The following is a 14,761-nucleotide window of genomic DNA, read 5'->3' as shown; positions in this document are numbered from 1 at the left end:
AGAGGAGGCAGGGCGTGCACGTGGTGATCATGGGGTGCGGCCGGGTAGGCGCGTCCCTGGCCGCTGCGCTGGAGCGGCTCGGCCACGAGGTGGCCGTCATCGACAAGAACCAGCAGGCGTTCCGCCGGCTCGGCAGCGACTTCCACGGCCAGCAGGTCGTCGGCGTCGGCTTCGACCGCAAGGTGCTCATCGAAGCGGGCATCGAGCGGGCCGGCGCGTTCGCCGCGGTGTCCAGCGGCGACAACTCGAACATCATTTCCGCGCGGGTCGCCCGCGAGAACTTCGGCATCGAGCACGTCGTCGCGCGGATCTACGACCACAAGCGCGCGGCCGTGTACGAGCGGCTGGGGATCCCGACGGTCGCGACCGTGCCGTGGACCACCGACCGGTTCCTGCGGACGCTGCTGCCGGACGGCGTGGCGTCGGCGTGGCGGGACCCGTCGGGCAACGTGGCGCTGCTGCAGCTGCCGCTGCACGAGGGCTGGGTCGGGCACTCCGTCCGGTCCCTGCAGGAGGCGACGGACGCGCGCGTGGCGTTCATCATGCGGTTCGGCACCGCCGTGCTGCCGGACCACAAGACGGTCATCCAGGACGGCGACGACGTGTGGGTGGCCGCGCGCTCGGGCACCGTCAGCGACGTGACGAGCGTGGCCCACCGCGAACCGGAGGACGAGGCATGAGGGTCGCGATTGCGGGCGCGGGCGCGGTCGGCCGCTCCATCGCCGCCGAGCTGATCGACGGCAGGCACCAGGTGATGCTCATCGAGCGCGAGGCCGACCAGTTCGAACCGCACGCGGTCGAGCAGGCCGACTGGGTGCTCGGCGACGCCTGCGAGGTGTCGATCCTGGAGGAGTCCGGGATCGAGCAGTGCGACGTGGTCATCGCCGCGACCGGCGACGACAAGGCCAACCTGGTGGTCTCGCTGCTGGCGAAGACCGAGTTCGCGGTCCGCCGCGTGGTGGCCCGGGTGAACAACCCGGCCAACGAGTGGCTGTTCACCGACGCCTGGGGCGTCGACGTGGCGGTTTCGACCCCGCGGATGCTGGCGGCGATGGTCGAGGAGGCGGTCAGCGTCGGCGACCTCGTCCGGCTGATGACGTTCCGGCAGAGCAACGCGAACCTCGTCGAGCTGACCCTGCCGGCCGAGACGCCGCTGGCCGGCAAGCCGGTGAGCGAGCTGTCGCTGCCGCGCGACGCGGCCTTGGTGACGATCCTGCGGGGTGACCGGGTGATCGTGCCGCAGCCGGAGGACCCGCTGGAGCCGGGCGACGAGCTGCTGTTCGTGGCGACCGCGGACGTGGAGCCGGAGATCCGGACCGCACTGGGGTACTGACGACACGGAGAAGGCCCCCGGCGGAGTGTGCCGGGGGCCTTCTGGTGTGTCGCGAATGACTCATTCGGGACCGCCAGTGCCGCGAATGAGTCATTCGCGGCGCTCGGCAGCCGGAACTCGTTCGAGACCGTCCCGCTCAGGCCTCGGGAGCCGCGTACTTCTGGCGCAGCCGGGCTTCGACCTCGGCGTCCGTCTCCGGCGCCGGCTCGGTCTCCGCCATCGCCTTCAGGCGCTTGTCCGACCGCCGGACCGCCCACACGACCACCAGCAGGCCCAGCGCGTACAGCGGGTAGCCCATCGCGATCTTCGCGAAGGCCAGCCAGCCGGTGTAGTCCTCCTGGTACAGCCAGCGCTGCACCACGAACCGCGCCGCGAAGATCAGGGCCATGGACAGCGTCGCGATGTCGTAGCCGTAGCGGGAGGGCTTGTCCTTGCGCCACGCCTGGCCCGTGCCGTTGAGCATGTTCCAGACGACGCCCGCGATCGGCCAGCGGACCACCACCGACAGCACGAAGACGCCGCAGTAGATCAGGCTCGCGTAGATCCCGAAGAGGAAGAAGCCCTTCGCCGACCCCGTCCGGTAGGCGATGAACGCCGCGATCGCGACGCCGAAGAAGCCCGAGATCGCCGGCTGCAGCGGTTCCTTGCGGACCAGCCGCAGCACGGTGATGGCCACCGCGCTGCCGATCGAGGTCCAGATGGCCGCGGTCAGGCCGAAGAACGAGTTCGCCAGCACGAAGACGATCACCGGCAGCGACGAATAGATCAGGCCGGACACGCCGCCCATCTGCTCGAGCAGGGTCGGCTGCGGTTCTTCGTCCGCGTCGGTCTTCTTCTCGCTCGGGGCGGGTTCAGTCACGATGGGTGATCAACTCACTGGGCTCTGGAGCTCGTAATAGGGGTTGTACAGCACCTTCTGGCCGTCACGCTCGGCCATCCGGCCGCGCACCTTGATCGTCCGGCCAGGCTCGATGCCCGGGATCCGGCGGCGGCCGAGCCAGATTAGCGTCACGCCCTGTGTCCCGTCGAACAGCTCGGCCTCCAGGGTGGCGGCCTCGTTCGTCGGGCAGAGCTCCACGCTGCGCAGTCTTCCCATCACGGTGACCTCTTCACCGGAACGGCAGTCACAGGCCCGCTGCGCCCCTTCGGCGCCCGACCTCATCGACATTTCGTCTGCGTCGAGATCCTCGACGTCGCTGGTCAGCTTGCGTACCAGCCGGCTGAAGTAGCCGCCGTCTTTGGCGGACATAGGTGCTCCTGTGCTCCGGGGCCCCCGACAAACTGCTTGCGGCCCGTGCGATTCCAGCGTACTGCGGTTCCCGCCAGGGAAACGCCTTTGCGCAAAGATCGCAACGTGACGTCCGCGATCAGAGTTCCCGCCGCGGTGCTGCTGCCCGGCACCGGCTCGGACGAAGTGTTCGTCCGGGCCGTCTTCGAAGGGCCCCTGCGCGCCCTCGGTGTCCCGCTCATCGCGCCACCGCCGCCCCCGGGCGCGGCGCTGGCCGACGGCTATCTGGCGGCCCTCGACGCGCTCGCGGACGAACACGGCGAACTGCTCGTCGGCGGCATTTCGTTCGGCGCGCACCTGGCCGCGGAGTGGGCCGTGCGCAACCCGGGCCGTTGCGGGGGCCTGCTGGCCGCGCTCCCGGCCTGGAACGGCGTCCCGGGCTCAGCACCCGCGTCGCGGGCCGCGACGCTGTCGGCGGATCTGGTGGCCGGTTCCGGCGTCGACGCCGCGCTGGCGCAGACCGCGGGCAGCCCGGACTGGCTGCGGGCCGAACTGGACCGGGCGTGGCGCCGCCACGGCGACGGGCTCGCGGCCGGCCTGCGCGTGGCGGCGGGCCGTCCCTCGCCGACGCTCCCGGAGCTGTCGCGGCTCGCCGTGCCGGCCGGGATCGGCACGTGCACCGACGACCCGATCCACCCGACGAAAGTCGCATCGGAGTGGGCGAGCGCACTCCCCCGCGCGGCGCTCGGCGAGACGACGCTCACGGCGCTGGGCGCCGACCGCGAGTCCCTCGGCCGGGCGACCGTCCTCGCCTTCCGCCGGGCCCTCGAAATGCCGTGAGGGGCACCTTCACGGCTCTTGAAGCCGTGAAGGTGCCCCTCATGGGCGTTGGCTCAGCCCTGTTGCTGCTGGGCCGCGATGTGCTCGGCGACCGCTTCGGGCAGCGTGATGGTCAGCGGGGTGCGGACCGGCATCGGGGCGTCGCCGCGGTCGACGATCGTGCGCCGGACGATCTCGCGCAGCACCTCGACGGCCCCCGCGGCTTCCGACTGCGGCCCGGCGATCACGCCGCGCAGCATCCAGCGGGGCCGGTCGACGCCGACGAACCGCAGGGCGACGTCGCCGACGATGGCCGAGATCTCCAGGCCCCACTTGCCGCGGCCGATGTTGACCTTGGCGCCGTCGGCCCGCAGCTGCTCGGCGAGCTCCGTGCTCACCTCGCGCCACAGCCCGCCGGAGCGCGGCGCGGCGTACGCGCTGACCGTGATCTGGCCCTGCTCGGTGACGACGTGCACCGCGCGCACGCCCCCGGTCTCCGGGTCCATCTCGACCTGGACCTGGGAACCGTCGGGCACCGGCACCTTCACCGAGCCGAGGTCGATCCGCGGGACGCCGTCGTCGTCGAAGTCCGCGACGTCGAACGGGCCGTCGGAAACGTCCGAAAGCTCCGAGTCCTCGTCGTCGTACGCCTCGTCCTCGATCGTGTCGTCGGCCTCGGGCGCGGCGTGCCTGCCCGCGGACCCGCCCTCGGTCCGCCGCTTGCGTCCGAAAATCCCCACTACTTCTCCGTTCCTTCCCCCGCGCCGGTGCTCGTCGCGAGCGCCGGTGCTCCCAGTGTGGCGTGTCCGCCGGTGGATCCGTAGCCGCCGGCACCCCGTTCGGTGGTGTCGAGCTCGGCGACCTCGACGAACTCGGCGTGTTCGACCCGCTGCACGACCAGCTGGGCGATGCGGTCGCCGCGCGTCAGCTTCACCGGGTGCACCGGGTCGTGGTTGATCAGGCAGACCTTGATCTCCCCGCGGTAGCCCGCGTCGATCGTGCCCGGCGTGTTCACCACCGACAGCCCGACCCGGGCGGCCAGGCCCGAGCGCGGGTGGACGAACCCCGCGTACCCGGACGGGAGCGCGATCGCGACACCGGTGCCGACCACCCCGCGTTCCCCGGGTGCCAGGACGATATCCGAGGTGGTGACGAGATCGGCGCCCGCGTCGCCCGGTCGGGCGTAGGCGGGCAGCGGGACATCCGGGTCGACCCGGGAGAGGAGTACCTGAACGCTGGACACGGGCGGCGAGATTACTCTCTACCCGTGGGTGAATCAGCGAAGACGGCCGCTAGCGCCGCGGTCCGGCACTCCGAGCGGCTGTACGTCCCGTGGTGGGGCTGGCCGCTGCCGGTGCTCGGCGCGGTCCTGCTCGCCGCCGAGATCGACCTCGGTTACCCGGGGATCCGGGCGTGGCTGCCGTACGTGATCGCGCTGCCGGTCGTCGTGGCGCTGCTGCTGTCGCTGGGCCGGTCGAAGGTCCGGGTCACCGGCGGCGACGAGCCGGAGCTGTGGGTCGGCGACGCCCACCTGCCGCTGCGCTACGCCGGCGAGGTGGAGATCTTCGACAAGGAGGCCAAGCGCAAGGCGCTCGGGCGGGACGGCGACCCCGCCGCCTACGTGCTGCACCGCGGCTGGGTCGGCCCGGTGGTCCGGGTCCGCCTCACCGACGCGAGCGACCCGACGCCGTACTGGCTGTTCAGCACCCGGCACCCCGAGCGCGTCGCCGAGCTGCTCAAGGGCGCCTGACCGCGGCTCCACCCCCGCAAGACATGGGAAGGGGGCCGGCCTGCCGGCCGGCCCCCTTGTCCCCAGCGCGCTTCGAGCCTCCCCCTTGGTGCCCTCGAGGCTCTCCGTCGCGTCTGTTCGTCCCCTGTTCCGAGAACCCCTGCGCGGTCAGGCGCAGTCGCGGCAGATCAGGCGTCCGCCGTTGTCCTCGGCCAGCCGGCTGCGGTGGTGCACCAGGAAGCACACGGAGCAGGTGAACTCGTCCGCCTGCTTCGGCACCACCTTCACGGTCATGTCCTCACCGGAAAGCCCGGAAAGGTCGGCACCCGGCAGCTCGAAGTTCTCGGCGGTCGCGTCCTCGTCGACGTCGACGACGCCGGACTGGTTCTCGTTCCGCCGGGCCTTGAGCTCCTCCAACGAGTCTTCGGCCAGCTCGTCGGCTTCGCTGCGGCGCGGAGCGTCGTAGTCGGTAGCCATGTGTCCCTCACCCCTGCGATCAGCTTGTGTAGTCGTTTTCCCGGACCCCCGGGGTCACCCCGTGAGTCCGCCGTGCCGCTGGTCAACGTTCCAGGGCCCTCGTTTGTGCCCGACGGCCGAAGTGACCGAGGTCTCTTCTTTTCGCGCCTCTTCCTGCGGCCGGAGCCCGGGAAGGGTAGCTCACGCCCGCGACGGTTCTGCAACGAGTCAGACATTGCCGGGGATTCGTCACCCGACAGGGGGAACCCGCAGGTAAGACGCGTTGTCGTCCGTTCGGGTTGCCCGCGGGTGGAGAACTCCACACGCGGCCCGTGTCCGCTTGCCCCGGCCGTCCCGGGCGTGGTGCGATCGCCGCACGGGGATCGGGCGTGGAACGGGGTGCCCCGGAACGATGCGCATCGGCCGCAGCGCCTAGGCTGATCGGCCACGACGGTGCCGGGTTCGCACGGTCGGTTTCGGTGTTCGGGAAGGGACGGGCAGGTGGCGTCGGGGAACGGCATCGGGGACCGTGGGGCGCGGCCGTATCGCAAGCACAAGCCGCTGCCGGCGCTGATCGTCATCGGCGTGCTCGCCCTCGGCGCGATCATCGTCTGGATCAACGCGGCGGTCGGCAAGGGCGACGTCGACGAGGCCGTGAAGTGCGACCCGCCCGCGAGCCCGCCGCCGGGTGTCACGTTCAGCACGCTCCCCCACAACTCCCTCGACGACCGCGCGCCGGTCCCGCCGGACAAGGTCGCGGTCAAGGTCCTCAACGCGTCGAGCACGCGCGGCCAGGGCGGCATCGCCACCACGGCGCTCAAGGAGCTGGGCTTCACCGGCGCGGGCGAGCCGGCCAACGACCCCGCCTACGACGGCCGGGTGGCCAAGTGCCGCGGCCAGATCCGCTTCGGCGAGAACGGCGTCACCGCGGCCCGGACGCTGAGCCTGGTGGTCCCGTGCGCCGAGCTGGTCCAGGACAACCGCAAGGACGCGAGCGTCGACCTGGTGACGGGCTCCCTCTTCGGCGACATCCGCCCGCGCGCCGAGGCCCGCCAGGTCCTCACCCAGCTCGCCGACTGGTCCAAGACCCACCAGGGCGGCGGCGGCAACGAGCAGTCGGCGGGCGCCAAGGCCCCGGTGATCGACCAGACCCTGCTGGCCTCGGCCCGCGACGTCGCCTGCTGACCCGGCTCACACGCTGATCCGGCGTCGGCGCCGACGCCGACGCCGCGGGGGCGCCCCCCGTTTTCCACGCTACCGGGGAGCACCGACAGTTCCGGCCGCCCGGCGTCCCGAATGAGTCATTCGCGGCGCTGGAGGTCCCGAATGAGTCACTCGCGGCACCGGCAGTCCCCAATGACTCATTCGCGGCACCGGAGGTCCCCAATGAGTCACTCGCGACCCACCGACGATCCCCCATGACTCACGCGCGGCACCGGCAGTCCCCAATGACTCATTCGCGACCCACCGGCCGCCCGCTCGGCTCTCGGCTCAGACCTCCGCCGCCCCGCACTCGGCCAGAAGCTCGCGCAGCGGGTCCGCGATCGACGGCGCCGCCGCGTAGGTCGCGTCCGCGCCCAGCTCCGGCAGCGACCCCGGCAGGGACACCACCGCGCCCGCCTCCGCCGCGATCAGCGCGCCCGCCGCCCAGTCCCAGCGGTGCAGGCCGTGCTCCACGTACGCGTCCAGCCAGCCCGCCGCCACCGCGCACAGGTCCAGGGACGCCGCCCCGTTGCGGCGGATGTCCCGCACCCGGCCCAGCAGCTCCGCCGCGAAGCGCGACTGGCGCGTCCGGCGCTCCGCCGCGTACGCGAAACCGGTGCCGACCAAAGTCAGCTCGAGCCGCGAAGGCGACGACACCGCCAGCCGGCGGCCGTCCAGGAACGCGCCCTGACCGCGGGCCGCCGTCCAGACGCGGCCGCTCGCCGGCTCCACGACCGCGCCGGCCACCGATTCGCCGTCGACCTGCGCCGCCACCGACACCGCGAACCACGGCAGCCCGTAGAGGAAGTTGACCGTGCCGTCGATCGGGTCGACCACCCAGGTCACGCCGTCGCCCGCCGCGCCGCCGCCCTCCTCGCCCAGCACCTCGTCGTCCGGGCGCAGCGAAGCCAGCCGGGCGCGCACCAGGCGTTCGGACTCGTGGTCGACCGCGGTCACCACGTCGGTGTCCGCGGACTTGGTGCCCACGGCCACCGAACGGCCGTCCGCCATCCCCGCCCAGGCCTCGCGGACCAGCTCGGCGGCCTCCGTCGCGACCTGCTCCGCGACGCTTTTCAGCAACGACTCGTCAACTCCCACGTCCGACATGTCACCACATCCGGTTAAAGTCTCCGAGGCAGGCTTCTGAATCGTGCGAGAAGGGACCACGTCCGTGGTGGAGGCGACCCGCCGAGGTTTCGGCATCGACATCGGCGGCAGCGGGATCAAGGGCGCCTTGGTCGACCTGGAAAAGGGCCAGCTCATCGGCGACCGGATCCGGATCGAGACGCCGAAGCCGTCCACGCCGTCGGCGGTGGCGGACGTCGTGCACGACATCGTCACGCAGGCGGGCTGGGACGGCCCGGTCGGCGTGACGCTCCCCGCCGTCGTCAAGAAGGGCGTCGCGCACACCGCGGCCAACATCGACAAGCAGTGGATCGGCACGGACGCCGACGCGCTGTTCGCCAAGCGGCTCGGCCGCGGCGTCGACCAGGTCGCGATGCTCAACGACGCCGACGCCGCGGGCATGGCCGAGATCCGCTTCGGCGACCCGGTCGCGCGCAGGGGCGTGACCGCGCTGCTCACCTTCGGCACCGGGATCGGCAGCGCGGTGTTCCAGGACGGCAAGCTCGTCCCGAACACCGAGTTCGGCCACCTGGAGATCGACGGCCACGACGCGGAGAAGCGCGCGGCGGCGTCGGTGAAGGACAACGAGGGGCTCTCGTACCCCGAATGGGCCAAGCGGGTGCACCGTTATCTGACCGTGCTCGAGAACCTGATCTGGCCGGATCTGTTCATCGTCGGCGGCGGGGTCAGCAAGAAGGCCGAGAAATGGGTGCCGCTGCTGGACATCCGCACTCCGGTGCTGGTGGCGACGCTGCAGAACAACGCCGGGATCGTCGGCGCCGCGGCCGCCGCGGCCGAGGGCATCCAGCACTGATCCGGTGCTCGCGGCGGGGCTGAGGGTGATCGCTTCGCACCTCATGCGCGTACCGTCGTTACAATGGAACACGGCCCACGGCTGCGGAGGTCAAAACCGCAGGCCGAGGCGTGATCCCCGAATGTGAGGCAGCAGTGGCCGCCAGGCCGTTGCTCGTCATGATCGACCGCTGCGAAAGGGCGTAAGTGGCAGCCGCAAGAACCGCAACCCGAGGCGGGACGAAGACAGCGACCGCAGCCGGCGAGCCGGCCGAAGAGGCAGCCACCGGGACGGCGAAGCCTGCGGCCCGCAAGACCACCACCGCCAAGAAGGCGCCGGCCAAGAAGGCCCCCGCGAAGAAGGCCGTGACCAAGGGCGCGAAGACCGAAGACGGCGATCCGGACGGTCCTGGCGAACTCGACGAAGCCGAACTCGACTCGCCCGACCTGTCGGACCTGGAAGAGGTCGAGGTCGACGTCGTCGACGAGACCGTCAACGACGAGCCGGACGCCGCCGCGGCCGACGACGACGATGACGAAGAGGACGACGAGGAGACCCCGGCCCAGCGCCGTCGTGGTGCCGCCGCCGACAAGGCCGCCGCGAAGAGCTCCGACAACCCGGACTTCGTCTGGGACGAGGAGGAGTCCGAGGCGCTGCGCCAGGCGCGCAAGGACGCCGAGCTCACCGCGTCCGCCGACTCCGTGCGTGCCTACCTCAAGCAGATCGGCAAGGTCGCGCTGCTGAACGCGGAGGAGGAGGTGGAGCTGGCCAAGCGGATCGAGGCCGGGCTCTACGCCGCCGAGCGCGTGCGCACCGCCGAGGAGGAGGGCGAGAAGCTCGTCACCCAGATGCGCCGCGATCTCAAGTGGATCGTGCGCGACGGCGAGCGCGCCAAGAACCACCTGCTGGAGGCGAACCTCCGGCTCGTGGTTTCGCTGGCCAAGCGCTACACCGGCCGCGGCATGGCGTTCCTGGACCTGATCCAGGAGGGCAACCTCGGCCTGATCCGCGCGGTGGAGAAGTTCGACTACACCAAGGGCTACAAGTTCTCGACGTACGCCACGTGGTGGATCCGCCAGGCGATCACCCGCGCGATGGCCGACCAGGCCCGCACCATCCGCATCCCGGTGCACATGGTCGAGGTCATCAACAAGCTCGGCCGCATACAGCGTGAGCTGCTGCAGGACCTCGGGCGTGAGCCCACCCCCGAGGAACTCGCGAAGGAAATGGACATCTCCCCGGAGAAGGTCCTGGAGATCCAGCAGTACGCGCGCGAGCCGATCTCGCTCGACCAGACGATCGGCGACGAGGGCGACTCGCAGCTCGGTGACTTCATCGAAGACTCCGAAGCGGTCGTCGCGGTCGACGCGGTGTCGTTCACGCTGCTGCAGGACCAGCTCCAGTCGGTGCTGCAGACGCTGTCCGAGCGCGAAGCCGGCGTGGTCCGCCTGCGCTTCGGCCTCACCGACGGCCAGCCGCGCACGCTCGACGAGATCGGCCAGGTGTACGGGGTGACCCGTGAGCGCATCCGGCAGATCGAGTCGAAGACGATGTCGAAGCTGCGCCACCCGTCGCGGTCCCAGGTCCTGCGGGACTACCTGGACTGAGTCGTACTCACGGAAGAACCCCGTCACCCCGGTGGCGGGGTTCTTCCGCGTTTCAGGCCCGGTTCAGCTCGACTGCGCCACCTCGAGAGCTTTGCCGAGAGCGGCCCGAAGCTTCCGGGCGTCCCGGAGAGTCAGCTTGATTCCTTCCCCGATCGGTTTGTCACCGGAGTCGGACATGATCTCGATCCGGGGCTCAAACTGCTGCCACCCTTGTGCGACGTAGACCTCCAACTTCCACGACGAGACATCGTGAAGGCCTGAGCCATCCTTGCGCGGCCGAAAGATCTTGGGCGCCATCAGCACGGGACGGAACTGGTATTCCCACCGCGAAAAGTGTCGTCTGTCCACCGGGTGGTCGCCGGTCCGGTGGCCGCCCACGCACCAGTCCGGACAGCGAACCGCAGCGGAGTCTCTCAGCCACTTGGCCGCCTTCTCACGCTTGGCCTTGGTCATGACTCACCTCGATCATCATGGATCAAGCCCGGACACCCGCGACGGTGGACCGGGCACCTGCACAGATCAGGGTGAGGCACCGCGACCACGGGAAACACGAACGGGGTCTGCCGACTTTTCAGGCCCGCCCGGTCAGCGTCGTCCACGGGACGTGCACCGTGACGCGCTCGCGCAGCTGCTCGTTGAGCAGCCACAGCTCCCCCGTCGCCGGCCAGTACGACAGGTTCTGGCTGTTCACCGGTGCCTGCCCGGCCAGCCTCGACGTCGACACCCCGCCGACGCCGCCGTGCAGGCAGGACGGGTGGTCGCCCGCCACGCCCGCGTACTCCGGGCACACGCCGGTCAGGACGAAGTAGCCGTTGCGCGACACCGCTCCCTGCATGCCCCACACCGGCGACGAAAACCCTTCCGCGGCGTGCACCAGGCCGTCGGCCGCCGAAACCAGGCGGCCGGTGGCGCGGTCGAACGGCCACTTCAAGATCCGGCCGCCCGCCTCCGGTGCGTGCTCCGCCGTCACGAACGTGGAATCGCTGTGGTCGAAGGAAAGCGTCGAGAGGCACGGGCGCGCGCCCGCCGCCGTCGTGCAGGCGCCGCCGCCGGGGTACCAGTAGGCACCGACCTGCGGCATCGCGTAGTCGTAGAACGCCGCGTGGTACTTGCCGTCGGCGCCGCGGCCGACCGTGCCCGCGCTCGCGTCGACCTTCCAGAAGTGCGTGGTGTCGAAGACGCGGATCAGGCCGCCGGTGGTGGCGACGTAGAGCAGGTTGCCGGACCACGTCAGGCCGTGCCCGTGGCCCGCGACCACCGCGAAATCGTTGTCGGAGGTGGGTTCCACGAGCAGGACGTGCCGGTAGCCGAGGCCGGTCGCGTCCACAAAGGACAGCCGGACCATGGTGTCACCCGGGGTGTGCCACGAGGTCGCGACGACGCGCTTGCCGCCCACGGTCCCGGTCGCCGGGTCGGCGTCGCCGGAGCCGGTGAGGCCCTGCGGGATCCAGTCGTTGGTCTTGTCGTCGTTGGCGTCCTCCCAGCAGAACCCCGCGGGCTTCAGCGCGGCGGCGAGGTACGTGCCGTGGCAGAGCGGGCGGGCCTTGCGGTTGGTGTCGCCCAGCAACGCCGAGAGCCCGCGCGGCGGCAGCTGCCGGTCGAGCGCGCTGACCCGCGAGCCGTAGGTGGCGAACGTGTCGCCGGCGGTGAGCCGGAAGTCGTCGGCCGTCGCCAGGCGCGGGAAGTTCGCGGCGGCCTGGGCCGGCGTCGCCAGGGCGAGCAGCAGCAGCGTCACTAAGCCGATCAGGTAGCGCATGCCCGCAGCGTGACCGAGGCACGTACACGAGCCGTACAACTCAAGGGACGGCCAGCCCGCGCTCCCGCAGCGACTGCTCGACGCGCAGCCGTTCGATCTCGCGGTCCATCCCCTCGGGCAGCTCGGCGAGCCGGTGCGGGACGCCGACCTGGCGGCAGGCCTGGGTGAGCAGCTCGTCGTACGCCTGCCGGGTGCCGAAGCGCCGCGCGGCGGGGGTGCCGGAGGGGTAGTCGACGAGCAGCCGGTGCACGCGCCGCAGGTCGGCGGCGACGCGCTCGATCGGCGGCCCCGCCGGCGCCGGCGCGCTCCGCCTCGAGCGGATCCGGTGGACCAGCCGGGGGACGCGCAGCGCGCACCAGAACAGCACCGTGGGGGCGAAGCAGACCACGGCGAAGAGGATCAGGTTCGCGACGACGCCGGAGCCGTCCATGCACCGATGGTAAGCCCGCGGCCCAGGCCCGGCGGAGTCTTTTTCCGCGACTCCGCCGGGCCACGGCGTCACGTGAGTCCGGGGGTCTCCGGAGCGGTCTCTTCCACCAGCCACAGGACACCCGCCGGCGGGAGCTGGAGCACCGCCGAAGCCGGCTGCCCGTGCCAGGGCTCCTCCGTCGCCTCCACCAGGCCGAGGTTCCCCACCCCGGAACCGCCGTAGGCCTCGGCGTCGGTGTTGACGACCTCCCGCCACCGCCCGGCGGCCGGCAGGCCGACCCGGTAGTCGTGGTGCGGGACGCCCGCGAAGTTCGCCACGCACGCCAGCCGTGAGCCGTCGGTGCCGATGCGCAGGAAGCTCAGCACGTTGCCGCTCGAGTCGTTCGCGTCGATCCAGGCGAAGCCCTCGGGCGAGGTGTCCTGGCTGAACAGCGCCGGGGTGGCGCGGTACACCGAGTTCAGCGACCGCAGCAGGTCCTGGACGCCGCGGTGCAGCGGTTCCTCCAGGAGGTGCCAGTCGAGCGAGCGCTGTTCCGACCACTCCCCTTCCTGGCCGAACTCGCCGCCCATGAACAGCAGCTGCTTGCCCGGGTGCGCCCACATGAACGCCAGCAGCGAGCGCAGCCCGGCCGCCTTGTTCCACGCGTCGCCCGGCATCCGGCCCCACAGGGATCCCTTGCCGTGCACCACTTCGTCGTGCGACAGCGGCAGCACGAAGTTCTCGCTCCACGCGTACACGAGCGAGAACGTCATCTCGTTGTGGTGGTACGCCCGGTGGATCGGCTCGTGCGACAGGTACCGGAGCGTGTCGTGCATCCAGCCCATGTTCCACTTGAAGCCGAACCCGAGCCCGCCCAGGTGGGTCGGGCGCGTGACGCCCGGCCACGCCGTCGACTCCTCGGCCACCATCACGATACCCGGGTGTCGCTTGTAGACGGTCGCGTTCAGCTCCTGCAGGAACTTCACCGCGTCCAGGTTCTCGCGGCCGCCGTACTGGTTCGGCAGCCACTCCCCGTCCTTGCGGGAGTAGTCGAGGTACAGCATCGACGCCACCGCGTCGACGCGCAGGCCGTCGAGGTGGAACTCCTCGATCCAGTACAGCGCGTTGGCGACGAGGAAGTTGCGGACCTCGTTGCGGCCGAAGTCGAACACGAGCGTGCCCCAGTCGGGCTGCTCGCCGCGGCGCGGGTCCGCGTGCTCGTACAGCGCGGTGCCGTCGAACTTCGCCAGCGCCCAGCTGTCGCGCGGGAAGTGCGCGGGCACCCAGTCCACCAGCACGCCGATCCCCCGCTGGTGCAGGCGGTCGACGAAGTAGCGGAAGTCGTCGGGCGAACCGAAGCGCGACGTCGGCGCGTAGTACGACGTCACCTGGTAGCCCCAGGAGCCGCCGAACGGGTGCTCCGACACCGGCAGCAGCTCCACGTGCGTGAAGCCGGTCTCGACGAGGTAGTCGCCGAGCTGGTCGGCCAGCTCGCGGTAGTCGAGCCCGGGCCGCCACGAGCCGAGGTGGACCTCGTAGACGCTCATCGGCGCCGCGGCCCACTCGGTCGCCTCGCGCTGGGCGACCCACCCGTCGTCGTCCCACAGGTACCCGGACGCGGTGACGACCGAAGCCGTCGCCGGCGGCTGCTCGGTGGCGAACGCCATCGGGTCGGCCTTTTCGTGCCAGGTGCCGTCGGCGCCGAGGATCCGGAACTTGTAGCAGGTGCCCACGCCGACGCCGGGGACGAACAGCTCCCAGATCCCGGACGAGCCGAGCGAGCGCATCGGGTGCCCGCGCCCGTCCCAGCCGTTGAAGTCGCCGATCACGCGGATGCCGCGCGCGTTGGGCGCCCACACCGCGAACGACGTCCCCTCGACGACGCCGTTCGGCGTCTCGTAGGACCGCACGTGCGCGCCGAGCGCCTCCCACAGCCGCTCGTGCCGGCCTTCGCCGATCAGGTGCAGGTCGAGCTCCCCCACCGTGGGCAGCCAGCGGTACGGGTCGTCGGCGGTCGCGGTGTGCCCGTCGTACTCGACTTCCAGCCGGTAGTCACCGGGGTGCTCCGGCACGGCGACGGCGAAAAGGGCGTCGATCACCGGCTCCATCGGGTACCGGTGCTCGCCGGCGTGCAGCGTGACGGCCTTGGCGCCGGGCAGCAGCGTCCGCGCCACGAACCCCTTGCCCGCCGGGTGCACGCCGAGGACGGCGTGCGGGTCGTGGTGGGAACCGGCCAGCAGCCGGTCGATGTCGGCCGCCGGCGGGGCCGCGGCCGGGAGGCCTTCCGGAACGGCGTTCACGGT

At 71.3% G+C, this 14,761-nt stretch carries 17 protein-coding genes; 7 read left to right on the top strand and 10 right to left on the bottom strand.

Annotated features, from left to right (window positions below; translation table 11 throughout):
• The first annotated feature begins 14 nt into the window (after positions 1-14).
• Complete coding sequence (locus AB5J73_RS25890) at positions 15-680, top strand: TrkA family potassium uptake protein (protein WP_370961267.1); 666 nt, start codon at positions 15-17, stop codon at positions 678-680.
• Positions 677-1,333, top strand: a complete 657-nt coding sequence (locus tag AB5J73_RS25885; protein ID WP_160704385.1) for a TrkA family potassium uptake protein — start codon at positions 677-679, stop codon at positions 1,331-1,333. The genes AB5J73_RS25890 and AB5J73_RS25885 overlap by 4 nt, the downstream gene beginning before the upstream one ends.
• Positions 1,334-1,469: 136 nt before the next feature.
• On the opposite strand, the gene AB5J73_RS25880 is transcribed toward AB5J73_RS25885, so the two are convergent.
• Positions 1,470-2,192 carry a DUF3159 domain-containing protein gene (locus AB5J73_RS25880; protein ID WP_370961266.1) on the bottom strand — a complete coding sequence of 241 codons (723 nt, stop codon included), beginning with the start codon at positions 2,190-2,192 and terminating at the stop codon, positions 1,470-1,472.
• A gap of 9 nt (positions 2,193-2,201) precedes the next feature.
• Positions 2,202-2,582 carry an OB-fold nucleic acid binding domain-containing protein gene (locus AB5J73_RS25875; RefSeq protein ID WP_003074944.1) on the bottom strand — a complete coding sequence of 127 codons (381 nt, stop codon included), beginning with the start codon at positions 2,580-2,582 and terminating at the stop codon, positions 2,202-2,204.
• 135 nt (positions 2,583-2,717) lie between these two features.
• Between AB5J73_RS25875 and AB5J73_RS25870 the strand changes: the two genes are divergently transcribed.
• The gene (locus AB5J73_RS25870; RefSeq protein ID WP_370961265.1) at positions 2,718-3,401 is read left to right on the top strand and encodes an alpha/beta fold hydrolase; all 684 of its coding nucleotides are present in this window, start codon (positions 2,718-2,720) and stop codon (positions 3,399-3,401) included.
• A 53-nt stretch (positions 3,402-3,454) separates the two neighbouring features.
• On the opposite strand, the gene AB5J73_RS25865 is transcribed toward AB5J73_RS25870, so the two are convergent.
• Positions 3,455-4,120 carry a DUF3710 domain-containing protein gene (locus tag AB5J73_RS25865; protein WP_370961264.1) on the bottom strand — a complete coding sequence of 222 codons (666 nt, stop codon included), beginning with the start codon at positions 4,118-4,120 and terminating at the stop codon, positions 3,455-3,457.
• Entirely contained in the window at positions 4,120-4,623 is a 504-nt protein-coding gene (gene dut, locus AB5J73_RS25860) for a dUTP diphosphatase (protein WP_370961263.1), read from the bottom strand. The genes AB5J73_RS25865 and dut overlap by 1 nt, the downstream gene beginning before the upstream one ends.
• A gap of 24 nt (positions 4,624-4,647) precedes the next feature.
• Here dut and AB5J73_RS25855 point away from each other — a divergent pair, with 24 nt between their 5' ends.
• Complete coding sequence (locus AB5J73_RS25855) at positions 4,648-5,130, top strand: DUF3093 domain-containing protein (RefSeq protein WP_370961262.1); 483 nt, start codon at positions 4,648-4,650, stop codon at positions 5,128-5,130.
• 147 nt (positions 5,131-5,277) lie between these two features.
• Here AB5J73_RS25855 and AB5J73_RS25850 read toward each other — a convergent pair whose 3' ends face one another.
• Positions 5,278-5,586 carry a DUF4193 domain-containing protein gene (locus AB5J73_RS25850; protein ID WP_013224476.1) on the bottom strand — a complete coding sequence of 103 codons (309 nt, stop codon included), beginning with the start codon at positions 5,584-5,586 and terminating at the stop codon, positions 5,278-5,280.
• Between the two features lie 480 nt (positions 5,587-6,066).
• Here AB5J73_RS25850 and cei point away from each other — a divergent pair, with 480 nt between their 5' ends.
• Positions 6,067-6,750 carry an envelope integrity protein Cei gene (gene cei, locus AB5J73_RS25845; RefSeq protein WP_370961261.1) on the top strand — a complete coding sequence of 228 codons (684 nt, stop codon included), beginning with the start codon at positions 6,067-6,069 and terminating at the stop codon, positions 6,748-6,750.
• Between the two features lie 306 nt (positions 6,751-7,056).
• On the opposite strand, the gene AB5J73_RS25840 is transcribed toward cei, so the two are convergent.
• Positions 7,057-7,875: an inositol monophosphatase family protein gene (locus tag AB5J73_RS25840; protein ID WP_370961260.1), complete on the bottom strand. Its 819-nt coding sequence runs from the start codon at positions 7,873-7,875 to the stop codon at positions 7,057-7,059.
• A 64-nt stretch (positions 7,876-7,939) separates the two neighbouring features.
• Here AB5J73_RS25840 and ppgK point away from each other — a divergent pair, with 64 nt between their 5' ends.
• Both ppgK and AB5J73_RS25830 read left to right on the top strand, forming a co-directional pair.
• Complete coding sequence (ppgK, locus tag AB5J73_RS25835) at positions 7,940-8,707, top strand: polyphosphate--glucose phosphotransferase (RefSeq protein WP_370973323.1); 768 nt, start codon at positions 7,940-7,942, stop codon at positions 8,705-8,707.
• A gap of 185 nt (positions 8,708-8,892) precedes the next feature.
• The gene (locus AB5J73_RS25830; protein WP_370961259.1) at positions 8,893-10,293 is read left to right on the top strand and encodes an RNA polymerase sigma factor; all 1,401 of its coding nucleotides are present in this window, start codon (positions 8,893-8,895) and stop codon (positions 10,291-10,293) included.
• 63 nt (positions 10,294-10,356) lie between these two features.
• Here the strand turns inward: AB5J73_RS25830 and AB5J73_RS25825 are convergent, their stop codons facing one another.
• From AB5J73_RS25825 to glgB, 4 genes are all read right to left on the bottom strand, one after another.
• Positions 10,357-10,746: a hypothetical protein gene (locus tag AB5J73_RS25825; RefSeq protein WP_370961258.1), complete on the bottom strand. Its 390-nt coding sequence runs from the start codon at positions 10,744-10,746 to the stop codon at positions 10,357-10,359.
• Positions 10,747-10,864: 118 nt separating this feature from the next.
• The gene (locus tag AB5J73_RS25820; protein ID WP_370961257.1) at positions 10,865-12,049 is read right to left on the bottom strand and encodes a hypothetical protein; all 1,185 of its coding nucleotides are present in this window, start codon (positions 12,047-12,049) and stop codon (positions 10,865-10,867) included.
• A 40-nt stretch (positions 12,050-12,089) separates the two neighbouring features.
• Complete coding sequence (locus tag AB5J73_RS25815; RefSeq protein WP_370961256.1) at positions 12,090-12,479, bottom strand: hypothetical protein; 390 nt, start codon at positions 12,477-12,479, stop codon at positions 12,090-12,092.
• A gap of 68 nt (positions 12,480-12,547) precedes the next feature.
• A complete protein-coding gene (gene glgB / locus AB5J73_RS25810; protein ID WP_370961255.1) occupies positions 12,548-14,758 on the bottom strand; it encodes a 1,4-alpha-glucan branching protein GlgB in 2,211 nt (736 codons plus the stop codon).
• Positions 14,759-14,761: the final 3 nt, after the last annotated feature.

Origin of the sequence: Amycolatopsis sp. cg9, assembly GCF_041346945.1 — a bacterium.
GTDB lineage: Bacteria > Actinomycetota > Actinomycetes > Mycobacteriales > Pseudonocardiaceae > Amycolatopsis.
The sequence above is the reverse complement of the archived record's forward strand: the minus strand, read 5'-3'. Positions and strand labels throughout refer to the sequence as shown.

Coding starts and splice junctions, on each gene's coding strand:
- AB5J73_RS25885 (WP_160704385.1), top strand. CDS start 677: ATGAGGGTCGCGATTGCGGGCGCGGGCGCGGTCGGCCGCTCCATCGCC.
- AB5J73_RS25875 (WP_003074944.1), bottom strand. CDS start 2,582: ATGTCCGCCAAAGACGGCGGCTACTTCAGCCGGCTGGTACGCAAGCTG.
- AB5J73_RS25850 (WP_013224476.1), bottom strand. CDS start 5,586: ATGGCTACCGACTACGACGCTCCGCGCCGCAGCGAAGCCGACGAGCTG.
- AB5J73_RS25840 (WP_370961260.1), bottom strand. CDS start 7,875: ATGTCGGACGTGGGAGTTGACGAGTCGTTGCTGAAAAGCGTCGCGGAG.
- AB5J73_RS25825 (WP_370961258.1), bottom strand. CDS start 10,746: ATGACCAAGGCCAAGCGTGAGAAGGCGGCCAAGTGGCTGAGAGACTCC.
- AB5J73_RS25820 (WP_370961257.1), bottom strand. CDS start 12,049: ATGCGCTACCTGATCGGCTTAGTGACGCTGCTGCTGCTCGCCCTGGCG.
- AB5J73_RS25815 (WP_370961256.1), bottom strand. CDS start 12,479: ATGGACGGCTCCGGCGTCGTCGCGAACCTGATCCTCTTCGCCGTGGTC.